Raw genomic sequence first — 12,640 nt, 5'->3', positions numbered from 1 at the left:
CCTTCAGCTTATTCTTCCTTCCCCGGAAAGCTCTCACTCCCCCGCATATAACTTCCCAAACGTTTAAGCAGGTAAGTTGCTTTTATCAGCAATACTTTATCGGCAATAAAATCGCTGATATCATCTGCTTTGTTCATCAGTTCCTGTTTGTAAACATCTTTAAAATCAAAATAATTGAGCGCAAATTTCCATTTGCCTGTTAAAAACGAAAAGACCTCGTTGTCGTTTTCAAGCAATTGCGAATAATTAACAACAAGGTAATCATCCTGGTGCAGCTTTTTAAGCGTCTGCAGGATTGCTTCATTATAGCTGATCCACACTTTTAAATAATTTTCGGCATGGTCATGATGAAAAGTATTCAGCCTGCGGGACCGCCTGAAATGAGTCCAGGCCAAGCGCTGAATATAATTGCGGGCCATATATTTTTGATCGATAGCTGCAAAATCACGCCTGAGCAATGAGCTAACTACTGATTGATAATTACGTAATACCACCAGGTATCGGGCACCCGGCAGCAGCCTGGCATAGGTATCCAAAAACAGGCAGGTACGCGGATCTTTCCAGGCCCATTGCTCATAAAGCTGTTGTTTAATGCCAATAATGGCCTTCATTTTTTCAAGCTGGTAAAGCGGTACCTCTATATCCCTGGTGTCGGTTAGCCCCGATACTACAAGGCTGTTGCGATCAAGGATCTCTTCATGCAGCTTTAAAAACTCAAGATCTTCAAAATGCCCATCGATATTGCCTGTGCTGCTGCCGCCAAGGCGCTCTCCAATTTGCAAACCGCAGCGGCTTAGCCAATTGGTAACCAGTGATGTACCGGAGCGGTGCATGCCGGCAATAATTAGTGTTTGCCTCGGCATGAATTTGACTGTATTGTTTATCATCGGGTTGATTAATAGCGTCCGGTTTGGTAAAGCTGTTTAACCTGTTCCTGCTGATAGTTTTCAAGAATAAATACCGCTAACTTTTCTGTAGCTTCAGTCAGTTTGGTAACATGGGTATTGATATACAGATCGGGCGAAGACGGGATTTGAAAAGGATCATTAACCCCGCTTAAATTATTTAGTTTATCCGGATGTCCTTCGGGTAACAAGGCACGTTTGTATAGTCCTTTGGTATCCCTTTGCATTAATGTTTTCACCGGGCAGTCAATATGTATAAGCTTTACATCAGGGTAAGTGGCTATCAGCTCGCGACGGATCACGTCATATGGATTGATAGCACTGATGATAGTAACCACGCCGTGTCCGGATAATTTGCCCGCAATAAAACCAAGCCTGCGAATGTTTTCAAAACGATCTTCCTTGCTATAGCCTAAATTGGGGAACAACTTTTGACGATATACATCGGCATCAATAATTTCAACAGGGATATCGGTATCTGATAGCCTCATTTTAACATTTTGAGCAAGCGTTGTTTTTCCGGAACCGGATAATCCGCAAAGCAAAATAATCATAAGGTGGTGTGTTAAGCGTTAATAATAAATGTTGTTTAAACCGTTATTGAAGGCTTAACGCAAATATTTCGGCTGAAATTGCCGTTAACACATGGTGTATCGATACATAGGTAGATTGTATCGATGAACACGAAAATGACGTAGACGGGGAGAAGAAGAAAAGCGAAGCTATTGAGTATAATTACTGCTTTTGCATGCACCAGGTTGTCATACAGCGCAGGTTTTGTACGTTGGTGGTTTTTATAGGTTCATAAAGTTGTGCACCAAGCTCACGGGTGTATTCAAGCAAGATCTCTTCATTTACCAGGAAACGCTCGGAGCCGTCGGGCAACAGGTAGCGGTAGTTACCCAAAGGCTGCACCAAGGTTTCGATACCAATATCAGATGCCAGCCTTGCAAAAAAGTAGCCACCTGGTTTTAATACACGCCACAAGGAGCGTAACATGCTGTCAAAATGCTCGGCATCGTTGGCAAAGTGCAGTACGGCGCTACAAATTACCAGGTCAAACTGATCATCATCAAAAGGCAGGTTTTCAACAGCTGCCAGTTTAAAATTATCAGGCGAATGATCGGGACACAGATCGGCAGATAGGTGCTTACTCAATTCAACAGCGTGTTCGCTTTGATCAATACCATAAACCTTGAAGCCATTTTGTAAAAAATAAGCTATGTTTCGCCCGTTACCGCAGCCGGCATCAAGTACGGTTCGGCAATCGTCAAAACGTCCTTTCAATAACTGATCGAACAAATAGATATCTATATTGCCGTATAGTTTCCGGAGGTTACTGCTGCTCATGGCTAATGCTGATTTGAACCCGAAATTACTGTTTTATTGGATGCCATGCAGAAAACTTATTAACTTTAAGTATGGCTACCGATATGACTATATTTTTTCAGTTTATGAAAAGCACCTTGTTGCCACTGCCGGGTGTTACTCATAAAATGTGCTTTGATGATCCTGCTTTTTATGTTAATAACAAAATTTTCTGCAGCATAAAAGAGAAAAAAGAACTATTAGGCGTCCACACCGTCGAACGGGAAAAATGGATAGCACTTGATCCACATACTTTTTTCATTACCCCGCACTACCAAAATTACAAATACATGCTGGTGCGCCTCGAAACGGTATCGCCGGGAGACCTGAAGCAATTGTTGATAACAGCCTATCTTGCAAGGGCTACCAAAAAGCTGATCAGGGAATATGAAGAGATGAAAGCAAGCGAGTAAAAACCGATAAGATTCGATGTTACGGCCTTATACCATTTAACGCTTCGCGGTTAAGGTAAACATAAATCAAAACGCCAATTACTAACGCAGCCAGCACAATAAGCCCAATCTTTCCCTTTTTTTTATCCTGCCGTATAAGCCAAACCATAGCGGCAATTAATGGGATAACAAAAACAATGTAAAAAATATATCCTGATGCGTTCATATGCCCCCTAACCCCCTAAAGGGGGAATGTTAATGTGTTATTTGTATGTAATCCTAAACTTAAGCTACCCCCTCCATAGCTCCCCCTTTAGAGGGCCGGGGGGCTAAAAAGCCATCCTTGCCATCGGGGCAACATCCTGCCCGATAAATTCGCCTTTAAGGTATTTGTGATAACCGGCTATGGCTATCATGGCGGCATTGTCGGTACAGTATTCCATTTTAGGAATAAAGGCGTTCCACCCGTTTTTTTCGGTCATGGCCTGCAGGCCTAACCTTAAACCTGTATTAGCCGATACACCACCTGCCAAAGCTATATCTTTTATACCATATGCCTGCGCTGCTTTCTGCAGTTTGTTAAGCAATATCGTAGCTATCCGTTTTTCAACAGATGCACAGATGTCTGCCATGTTCTCGCTGATAAAATCCGGATTCTGCGCTACATTATCGCGGATAAAGTAAAGAATAGATGTTTTTAAGCCACTAAAGCTAAAATCATACCCGGGTATCTGTGGCTCCGGAAACTTATAAGCGTCTGGGTTTCCCTGGCGTGCGTACTTGTCAATAAGCGGTCCGCCGGGATAAGGCAGGCCTAAAATTTTACTGGTTTTGTCCATGGCTTCGCCGGCGGCATCATCAAGAGTTTGCCCTATGATCTCCATTTCAAAATAATCTTTCACCAGTACAATTTGCGTGTGTCCGCCCGATACGGTAAGACAAAGAAAAGGGAACGATGGATTTTTATCACCTATAAAATGGGCCAGGATATGGGCCTGCATATGGTTGATATCAATAAGCGGGATGTTTTTTGCCAGTGCAAAAGCCTTTGCAAATGAAACTCCCACTAAAAGAGAGCCTAAAAGTCCGGGACCACGCGTAAAAGCTACCGCATCAATATCATTTTTGCTTACTTTTGCGTTCAATAATGCCTGCTGAACAGCCGGAACAATATTTTGCTGATGAACCCTTGAGGCTAACTCCGGGACAACGCCTCCATAGGCCTCGTGTATGGTTTGATTGGCAATAACATTGCTCATGATCACACCATCAACACAAACCGAAGCTGAGGTTTCATCACATGATGATTCGATTCCTAAAATTACGGGCACGTATTTATTAATTATTGATTTACTGATTTAGTGAATTAGTTATTTATTAATGAGAAGCAAACTAATCCGTCTTAATAATTGTATAGGGATGGAGAAAAATTCACTAACTCACTAATTCGCTAACTCACTAATTAAAGGTGCAAAGTTATTAAAAAAGTACTCAAAATATTCCTGGGCCTGGTATTGTTCATTTTATTGACATTGAGCATACTTTTACTCACGTTTCAGTTTAAGCCGGTACAAACCTGGGCAGCAAAAAAAGCTGCAGATTATCTTGCCGGCGAATTGAAGACCAAAGTTGGTATCCAGAGCCTTTATATCAGGCCATTCCGTTCGGTAGTAATTGAAGGGCTTTATATTTTAGATAAGAAACAAGATACTATACTAAGCACACCCAAGCTTGCCGTTGATATTGATGATTTTTATCTTTTCGGTAGTATTAAGCGCCGCACCATTAACTTTTCCAATATCGAACTGGATAATGGTTCATTTTATCTAAAAAAACAAAAGGACAGTACCACCAATCTACAGTTTGTTATAGATTATTTTAACTCGGGGGATACCACCAAAAAGCCCGAAAGCAAACCATGGACGTTAAATTTTGGCACCATTGCTATCAATAACTTTCATTTCAGATATAAAAACAGCCTGCGCGATACAGTAATAGCAGGTGTTAACTTTAATGATCTTGATGTTCAGCATTTCAGTGCCGAAATACAGGGCATGGATATCAAAAACCACCTGTTTAAAGGCAATATCAAAAGCCTGAGCCTGCATGAAAAAAGCGGCTTTACGGTAAAGCACTTTGCTTCAGATGCCACCATTGATACCAACCAGATATTGCTAAAGCACCTGGCTATTCAAACACCCCGGTCAGACCTCAAGGATTATTTCTGGATGAAGTTTAAATCATTTGATGATTTTGACGATTTCGAGGATAAGGTGCATATGGATGCAAATTTTAAATCGTCGCGCATTTCATCATCAGATATCTCTTACTTTACCGGTGCGTTAAAAAAAGTAAGTTTTGATTTGGGTATTGACGGACAGGCGAGGGGCTATGTGAACAACCTCAATGCAAAAAAAGTGACTATTACCGGCGGGCAGGCTACTTTTGTTAAAGGCGACTTTAGGCTGCATAATCTTACCGATTGGGATAACGCTTTCCTCGAACTGAAATTTGACCAGGTTGCATCCAACAAAAAAGATCTCGATTACCTGATCAGTCATTTTTCCGGCACACCTACGGAGAAAGCCCCTGCTATACTATCCAAATTCGGAAACTTTAATTTTAATGGCAGGTTTACCGGCTCGCAAAATGATTTTGTTGCGTATGGCGTTTTTAAAACCGCACTTGGTCGGTTTGATTCAGATATCAACCTTAAAATTGATAAAAATGATCGCCCAAGCTATAGCGGCCGTATCAACGCTTATGCTTTTGATATGGGCACACTGCTTGACGAAAAAGACCTGGGCCGCACTACATTTTCGTCAACCATCGAGGGAAGCGGCGATCAGCTTAAAAGCCTTACAGAAAAAGTGGATGCAAGGATAGCATCGGTTACTTACTCCGGCTACACTTACAACAAACTTACTCTTAACGGTTCGTTTATAAATAAACTGGCCAACGCCCACATTACCATAAACGACAGAAATGTTAAGCTCGACTTGAAAGGTAAGGTTGATTTAAAGCCTGCCTTGCCTGCTTATGACCTTGTTGCCGATATAAAAGAAGCTAATTTGAACAAGCTTGGCTTTACAAAAGATACTATAACCATCACCACTCTGCTTAAAACGCAGTTTAAAGGTGATGACCTGGCCAATTTACAGGGTAACATCCTGTTTTCGCCTGCAAGGGTTGTTAACCCACGGAACAATTATGTGGTTGATTCATTATATCTGTCGGCCGAAGGGTTTGGTAACAACCGTACAATAGCTCTGAAATCTGACTTTGCCGATGGCAGTATTAAGGGTAAATATGACCTGGCTACTTTGCCTTCATATTTCAAAACCATTGTTAAAAAGTATATTCCGTCAATAAAAACAACTATCGTACCCCCTAAACCCGAGGAGTTTGATTTTAACCTGAGCCTCAAAAATCTTGATCCGCTCACGGCTATATTTCTGCCCGACTTAAAAATCCCCGACCAGGGAACTTTTGTAGGCCAATTTAATTCGGAAAAGAAAACAGCCACACTATCGGGCTATATCAAAACGCTTAAATACGGAAAAACGGTTTTCCATGATTTTATTATCGACGAAAACACTACCGAAAGTATGCTTGGCCTCAACTTATCGCTAAGGCGGGTTGACCTAACCGATAGTCTTTTTATTAAGGATATCAACATTACCAACTTCCTGAAAAACGACAGTCTTAACTTCAACGTTAAACTTTCGGATAAAAACGCAGTTAACCAGCTTGACCTTTACGGCCTGGTTGAGTTTGGGCGCGATACTACAGCCAAACTGAAATTGCTGCCATCGGATGTGATACTTGAAAAAGAGAAATGGAAGATCCAGGAACAGGTGCGCATCCGTTTACTTGATGGAAAAACGCAGGTGTCTGGCTTTGAGCTTTCAAACGGGAACCAAAAAGTGTTTATCGACGGCTTTATATCCGATAATCCCGCAGATGAGCTTAAGCTTTCGTTCCAAAAGTTCAATATGCGCACGTTTAATCAGTTAACGCGTACCTCGGGTATAAACTTAAACGGTTACCTGGATGGTGATGTTAAAATGACTTCAGTACTCAAGTCTCCTGGAGTTGATTCTCATTTAACTATCGATTCGCTTACTATGAACAAAACGCTGGTAGGCAATGTAAAACTGCTTACCACGCTTGGCAACGACCGTAAACAAGCCGACGTTAACCTGAATATTATTAACCGCGGATTGGAAACCATGAACATCGGGGGCACTTATTCGTTTGGCAAAGAAACCGATGATAACCTTGATTTTGATATCAAGATGAACCAAACCGAGGCTATTATATTTGAGCCTTTTATTAAAGATCTGGTTTCAAATGTAAAGGGGCATGTTTCAACAGACCTGAAACTTACGGGTAAACCATCAAATCCGCAGCTTAATGGTACCGTTACCCTTGTTAATACGGGCCTTACGGTAAACTATTTAAAAACAGCATATACCGTTAACAACAAGCTGGATGTGAATAACAGTGTTATCAGTATTAAGGATATGGTTTTGAAGGATATTCATAAAGGCACAGGAACTGCTAACGGCACCGTGAACCTGAATAACCTGAATAATCCGGATATTGATGTAACACTTAAAGCCGATAACCTGATGGCCCTGAATACCACTTTTAAGGACAATCACCTTTATTTTGGTACAGCTTACGGAACGGGGACTTTTAGCTTCAAAGGCCCGGTTGATAACATGAAAATTGACATTACCGCCAGCACCAATGCCGGTACAGTTTTCAATATCCCGCTTAACACCTCGTCAACCGCCAACGATTACGATTTTATTAAATTTGTAAGCCATAGTGATACCGCTAAAGTTGTTACTAAAGCACGTGCATTTAACGGTGTTACCTTGAATTTTGACTTAAGTGCCGACGAAAAAACCATTGTGAAAATAGCTACTGATTACGGTCAGTTAGAGGGTAGCGGCGTTGCCCGTAATTTAAAGCTGAACATCAATAGCCTGGGTGATTTTGAAATGTACGGCGACTTCCTGATATCATCGGGTAAGTTTGAGTTTACTGCCAAAAACTTTATCAGTAAAAACTTTACAGTAAGCCAGGGTGGTACTATCCGGTGGACGGGTAATCCTTCAAATGCGGAGATCAACCTTAAGGCTTTGTATGAAGTGCGTACCAGCAAGGCCCCGCTGTACGCAGCGGCCGGGCTGCAAACCCCTACAGCATCGTCACAAACACTGGTACAGGCTGAATTGATCCTGACCAAATCGCTGTTACAGCCTAATATCGATTTTGACTTTAACTTCCCTACCGATCCATCGGTTAAAGACGACCTGGCCACTTACCTCGCCGATGCCAATAACAGGAGCCAGCAGGCCATCAGTATCATTGTACGCCGTAACTTTACATCAAACAGTAATAATTTAACCAACCAGGTGCTGGGTACGGCCGGCGAGGCTGTGAGCGAATTTGCGTTTAATAAACTGAACAGCCTGATATCTCAGTCAAACATTAAATACTTCGATTTAAACATTCGTTCTTTTAACGAGGCAAGTGCTTCGCTCAGGTTTTATGGCGACAGGCTCACTTTTAACGGAAGCTTGTTTAGTAACAACGGCTCAAACGATATTTTCAATAATAACAACAGCAACCTGTTTAATCAGCGCTTTAACAACCTCACCAAAGACTTTGAAGCGTTGTATAAGATACGTCGTGATGGTAATTTAACGGCCAGATATTCATACAGGGCGCTAAATAACGTAACCTTAAGCAGCCTTACAGACGTGCTTGCTCCGCAGTACGTAAATGGTTTTGGTTTGGTGTACCAGCGTGATTTCGACACTTTTGGTGAGTTTATCCGGAATATATTCAGGCAAAGCCGCCGTAAAACAGCGCCCGTTAATCCTGCCCCTGTCCCTAATTCAAGTACAACATCGCCGGCAACAAAGCCAGATGAGGATGATGATCAGTAAGCTAAAGGCAGAAAGCTGAAAGCCAAAAGCTTCTCGGCTACTATTTAAAAACGAATGGAAAGCTTTTGCAGAAATGCATAATTGCGTACCAGAAGGACAAGCCAATTTCAAAAGCGCCTCTGCTGGCGTAGATTGCAAGCCTGAGATGCAATTATGCGTCTCTACATTCAAAAACATCGCTTTTAAGATTCTCCGCACATAAAACATTAAAGGCTTAAAGCAGATCGCTTTAAGCCTTTAATGTACAATTATCTGTTTTAGCTTTCGGCTTTTAGCCTTGAGCTTTAAGCTTCAAAAAAATCAATGGTCGCGCATAATAGCATGATCCATCCTGTCGCGTTTGGTGCGCAGATAGGCTTCGTTATGTGGGTTTGATGCAATTTCGATTGGCACATTCTCAACCACCTCCAAACCATAGCCTATAAGGCCTGCACGTTTTTTAGGGTTGTTGCTCATCAGGCGCATTTTGGTAATACCCAGGCTGCGCAGGATCTGTGCCCCTATACCATAATCGCGCTGATCCATTTTAAAACCCAGCTTAAGGTTGGCGTCAACGGTATCATAACCGTTTTCCTGCAAATGGTAAGCCTTTAATTTGTTGATAAGGCCAATGCCACGGCCTTCCTGGTTCATATAAACAATTGCGCCTTTGCCTTCTTTGCTGATCATCTCCATGGCTTTATGTAACTGCGGGCCGCAATCGCAACGGCATGAGCCAAAAATATCGCCGGTCATACATGAACTATGTACACGTACCAAAATAGGTTCGCCGGGCTCCCATGTGCCTTTTACCAAAGCAAGGTGATTTTCGCCGGTATCAACCTGGGTATAGGCTATCATGTCAAAATCGCCCCATTCTGTAGGCATTTTAACAGCCACTTCACGCCTTACCATTGATTCATGTTCCAGCCGGTAGGCAATCAGGTCTTTAATAGAAACTATTTTAAGGTTAAATTCTTTGGCAATCTCCAGCAGATCGGGCAAACGGGCCATTTCACCGTCTTCTTTCATGATCTCGCAGATAACCCCTGCAGGTTCAAAACCGGCTAAAACAGCCAGGTCAATAGCAGCCTCGGTATGCCCGGTACGGCGAAGTACACCGCCATCTTTAGCTATAAGCGGAAAAATATGCCCCGGGCGACCAAGATCTTCAGGTTTAGTAGCCGGATCAATAAGTGCAATTGTAGTTTTTGACCTGTCGCTTGCAGAGATCCCTGTAGTACAGCCATGACCAAGCAAATCCACAGAAACGGTGAAATTTGTTTCGTGCGATGTGGTATTATGGCTTACCATGGGCATCAGGTCAAGCTCACGGGCCCGTTGTGCCGTGATGGGGGCACAAACCAGGCCACGACCGTGGCGAACCATGAAATTGATTGTTTCGGGGGTGGCATTACGGGCGGCCGTTAAAAAGTCGCCTTCGTTTTCACGATCTTCGTCATCAACTACGATAATTGTTTTACCTGCTTTGATTTCTTCAATCGCTTCCTGTATAGTGTTTAACATTCTTTACTTGTGTTGCGCAGCGCATAAGCGCCTGTTTAATCTCATTCAAATTTAACGCATATTACCATGACTTGGGTCGGCGTTGTGTAAAATGATACTGCTTTTATAATATGGCGTTTATTAAATATACAGTTAATGGCTGTTGCGGGTTGCCTTATGCTTAAATTTTGCCAATAAGCGGTTCATAAAACGTTTATAAACCTCCATATCAAATATTGCCGAATCTGTAGCTGCTTTATAAGAAAGGAACAAACCAATAGGTAGCAGCGTAATGATAGAGATCCACATCCCCAGGTACTTATTGATATCGCCACCTTTAACTGATTTTTCACCAATGGTGGTAATGATATAATAGATAAGAAAAAACACAACCGAAACTACTACGGGCAAGCCCAAACCACCTTTGCGGATGATAGATCCCAGAGGTGCACCAATTAAAAACAATACAAGGCAGGCAACCGAAAGGTTATATTTTTTCTGATATTCCACAAAATACCTGCGGATGTTTTCCGAATCGCCTTTATACCTGTCGCTCCGGTTTCTGATCACATCCTTGATTGACCTTACTTCGGATGCAGCACTGCTCAAACTCATCTGCTGCTCGGATAAGGTGAGGCTTTGGAAAGCATCTTTTTTAGGATCAAACTCCTTATAATTTTTTACGGTCTTTGATTGGGCAGGTATTGAATAGTATTTGATATATGGTGTTACCAGTTTATAATTCACCATTACATTGCTGTCGACAGAATGCTGCGACGAATCCAGATAATGCCGCAACTGCCTGATATTCATCATTTGCGATGCGGTTTTAAACTCGCTTTCATTAGTGCGGGCAAGTTTAAAGCCTGAAAGATCAAACTTGGTTTCAGTTTCCTTAAAACGCTGTCGCAGCAGGCGCCGCCGGGTATCATAAGGAGCGGCATCTGAAGCGGTTTCTTCATACCTAACCCCATCTTTTAACCGAAGCACAAGGTATTTATCACCCATGGTGCGGTACATTCTCCCTTCACGCGCCAGCATCACCCAATTGTTGTTATCGCCGCTTTGATTTTTATGATAGATCATGATATCATATAAACGCTGTCCGTCGGGGTCTTTACGCTTTACACGAATAGTATACTCGGAAAAACTGGTGCTAAATACCCCCTCGGGCAGCAGATCAGCAGATTTTTGCTTTCGGGCATCATACAACAGCGAAAAGTATTTAAGATTAGCCACCGGCAGCATGTAATCAGAAAAAAAGAATGCCTCTACACTAAGTACAGTAACAACAACAATCATTGGGTACATGGCACGCCTTAATGAGATGCCCGCGGCCTTAATTGCTACCAGTTCATAGTTTTCGCCGAGAGAACCGTAGGTCATGATAGTGGAGAGCAGTACCGAAAGCGGCAGCGCCATGGCCACATTTGTGGCCGAGTTGTACATCATAAGCTCCAGTATGGTGTACCAGGCAAAGCCTTTGCCTATGAGGTCGTCAATGTATTTAAACAAAAACAACATCAGCAACACAAACATCACGATGAAAAGCGTAACCAAAAAAGGCCTTATAAATGATTTAAGGAGTAAAAGGTGGATCTTCTTCATTAGTGCTATTTGCAATTAACAGGGGCAAAAACAGTTAGCCGCACAGTTAAAATCCATTAACGTGCAAAAACAGTTCAGCGTACAAAATTAGCTAAAATAAAGTTTTATCAGGCGCCTAATACACTTATGAGGTAATCGATAGAGTTATCCCAGATCAGTTTTCGTTCGGCAATGGCATCTTCAGTAGCAAAATCGGTAACGGCAAGCGCTACATCATTGGTAAGCTCATCCTGCAGTATTTCCATTTCAAAATAATACTGCGCATCATCATCGAGCCATTTAAAACGTACAGATCTGTTTTCCTTAACTGAGCAAAGTTTGGCTTTTTGCGATTCATCATCCCATGTAAAAGTATAAACATGGTCACGAATATTAACCTCATCGGCAAACCACTGAGACAAGCCGTTAGGCTCGCTTAAGAAGCTGAACAGGATACGCGGAGATGACTTTATCTCGTACTCAATGGTAAATTTTTTCTTTTCGGACATTCGGTTTACACTTAAAAAAGAGGAACAAAAGTAAAATGTTGAACATTTTTTCTAAAGAAAACGAATTTCTGCTATATTTGCAAACCTTTTTAGGAACGGCCACTTGTTTTACAACAAAGCCACTCTTTTTACTAACCACAAAAAGAGCCATAAAAGTGACCCGGCGGGGTAGCTCAGATGGTTAGAGCGTAGGATTCATAACCCTAAGGTCGGCAGTTCGATCCTGCTCCCCGCTACTTAAGGAAACAACACTTCGGAGTTGTTTCCTTTTTTTATACCAATAGATATCTGTTAGCCAGAGTTTTATAGTCAGATTTTAAGTGGTTCGATTTCGACAAAAGAAATCCTGAGCCGATTGGCTTAGCGATCTAAAAAATGGGATGGAAATATGATCATCAAGCTTTTTTTAGTTCGATGTCTCCTTAAGG

10 protein-coding genes and 1 tRNA gene are annotated in these 12,640 nt (G+C 42.1%); 3 read left to right on the top strand and 8 right to left on the bottom strand.

Features of this window, described 5'->3' with window-relative positions:
- Window positions 1-8 precede the first annotated feature (8 nt).
- The 3 genes from MTO98_RS31890 to MTO98_RS31880 form a co-directional block, all read right to left on the bottom strand.
- Entirely contained in the window at window positions 9-887 is an 879-nt protein-coding gene (locus MTO98_RS31890) for a sulfotransferase (protein WP_243483475.1), read from the bottom strand.
- An 8-nt stretch (window positions 888-895) separates the two neighbouring features.
- Window positions 896-1,459 carry an adenylyl-sulfate kinase gene (locus MTO98_RS31885; protein ID WP_243483473.1) on the bottom strand — a complete coding sequence of 188 codons (564 nt, stop codon included), beginning with the start codon at window positions 1,457-1,459 and terminating at the stop codon, window positions 896-898.
- Between the two features lie 181 nt (window positions 1,460-1,640).
- Window positions 1,641-2,255 carry a bifunctional 2-polyprenyl-6-hydroxyphenol methylase/3-demethylubiquinol 3-O-methyltransferase UbiG gene (locus tag MTO98_RS31880; RefSeq protein ID WP_243483471.1) on the bottom strand — a complete coding sequence of 205 codons (615 nt, stop codon included), beginning with the start codon at window positions 2,253-2,255 and terminating at the stop codon, window positions 1,641-1,643.
- A gap of 104 nt (window positions 2,256-2,359) precedes the next feature.
- On the opposite strand from MTO98_RS31880, the gene MTO98_RS31875 reads away from it, so the two are divergent.
- Window positions 2,360-2,686, top strand: coding sequence for an MmcQ/YjbR family DNA-binding protein (locus tag MTO98_RS31875; protein WP_243483469.1), 327 nt, complete (start codon window positions 2,360-2,362; stop codon window positions 2,684-2,686).
- 19 nt (window positions 2,687-2,705) lie between these two features.
- On the opposite strand, the gene MTO98_RS31870 is transcribed toward MTO98_RS31875, so the two are convergent.
- On the bottom strand, window positions 2,706-2,891 hold the full coding sequence (locus tag MTO98_RS31870; RefSeq protein ID WP_243483467.1) for a hypothetical protein: 186 nt from the start codon (window positions 2,889-2,891) through the stop codon (window positions 2,706-2,708).
- A gap of 103 nt (window positions 2,892-2,994) precedes the next feature.
- Window positions 2,995-3,996 (bottom strand): tRNA (adenosine(37)-N6)-threonylcarbamoyltransferase complex transferase subunit TsaD, encoded by a 1,002-nt coding sequence (gene tsaD / locus MTO98_RS31865; protein ID WP_243483464.1) that lies wholly within the window; start codon window positions 3,994-3,996, stop codon window positions 2,995-2,997.
- Between the two features lie 201 nt (window positions 3,997-4,197).
- Between tsaD and MTO98_RS31860 the strand changes: the two genes are divergently transcribed.
- Window positions 4,198-8,631 carry a translocation/assembly module TamB domain-containing protein gene (locus MTO98_RS31860; protein ID WP_243483463.1) on the top strand — a complete coding sequence of 1,478 codons (4,434 nt, stop codon included), beginning with the start codon at window positions 4,198-4,200 and terminating at the stop codon, window positions 8,629-8,631.
- Between the two features lie 300 nt (window positions 8,632-8,931).
- Here the strand turns inward: MTO98_RS31860 and MTO98_RS31855 are convergent, their stop codons facing one another.
- The 3 genes from MTO98_RS31855 to MTO98_RS31845 all read right to left on the bottom strand — a co-directional run bounded on the left by MTO98_RS31855 (window position 8,932) and on the right by MTO98_RS31845 (window position 12,212).
- Complete coding sequence (locus tag MTO98_RS31855; protein WP_243483461.1) at window positions 8,932-10,137, bottom strand: bifunctional 3,4-dihydroxy-2-butanone-4-phosphate synthase/GTP cyclohydrolase II; 1,206 nt, start codon at window positions 10,135-10,137, stop codon at window positions 8,932-8,934.
- Between the two features lie 132 nt (window positions 10,138-10,269).
- The gene (locus MTO98_RS31850) at window positions 10,270-11,724 is read right to left on the bottom strand and encodes an LptF/LptG family permease (protein WP_243483459.1); all 1,455 of its coding nucleotides are present in this window, start codon (window positions 11,722-11,724) and stop codon (window positions 10,270-10,272) included.
- A 107-nt stretch (window positions 11,725-11,831) separates the two neighbouring features.
- Window positions 11,832-12,212 carry an START-like domain-containing protein gene (locus MTO98_RS31845; protein WP_243483457.1) on the bottom strand — a complete coding sequence of 127 codons (381 nt, stop codon included), beginning with the start codon at window positions 12,210-12,212 and terminating at the stop codon, window positions 11,832-11,834.
- Window positions 12,213-12,374: 162 nt separating this feature from the next.
- Here MTO98_RS31845 and MTO98_RS31840 point away from each other — a divergent pair.
- Window positions 12,375-12,448 (top strand) — tRNA-Met (locus tag MTO98_RS31840).
- Window positions 12,449-12,640: the final 192 nt, after the last annotated feature.

This window comes from Mucilaginibacter sp. SMC90, from assembly GCF_022811725.1.
In the GTDB taxonomy this organism is placed as follows: domain Bacteria; phylum Bacteroidota; class Bacteroidia; order Sphingobacteriales; family Sphingobacteriaceae; genus Mucilaginibacter.
Note: the sequence above shows the minus strand (reverse complement) of the source record. Positions and strands in the feature narration are given on the sequence as shown.

What these genes read in the sequence shown, in the direction of transcription:
- MTO98_RS31890 (WP_243483475.1), bottom strand. Translation starts at nt 887, where the DNA reads ATGATAAACAATACAGTCAAATTCATGCCGAGGCAAACACTAATTATT.
- MTO98_RS31885 (WP_243483473.1), bottom strand. Translation starts at nt 1,459, where the DNA reads ATGATTATTTTGCTTTGCGGATTATCCGGTTCCGGAAAAACAACGCTT.
- MTO98_RS31880 (WP_243483471.1), bottom strand. Translation starts at nt 2,255, where the DNA reads ATGAGCAGCAGTAACCTCCGGAAACTATACGGCAATATAGATATCTAT.
- MTO98_RS31875 (WP_243483469.1), top strand. Translation starts at nt 2,360, where the DNA reads ATGAAAAGCACCTTGTTGCCACTGCCGGGTGTTACTCATAAAATGTGC.
- MTO98_RS31870 (WP_243483467.1), bottom strand. Translation starts at nt 2,891, where the DNA reads ATGAACGCATCAGGATATATTTTTTACATTGTTTTTGTTATCCCATTA.
- MTO98_RS31855 (WP_243483461.1), bottom strand. Translation starts at nt 10,137, where the DNA reads ATGTTAAACACTATACAGGAAGCGATTGAAGAAATCAAAGCAGGTAAA.
- MTO98_RS31850 (WP_243483459.1), bottom strand. Translation starts at nt 11,724, where the DNA reads ATGAAGAAGATCCACCTTTTACTCCTTAAATCATTTATAAGGCCTTTT.
- MTO98_RS31845 (WP_243483457.1), bottom strand. Translation starts at nt 12,212, where the DNA reads ATGTCCGAAAAGAAAAAATTTACCATTGAGTACGAGATAAAGTCATCT.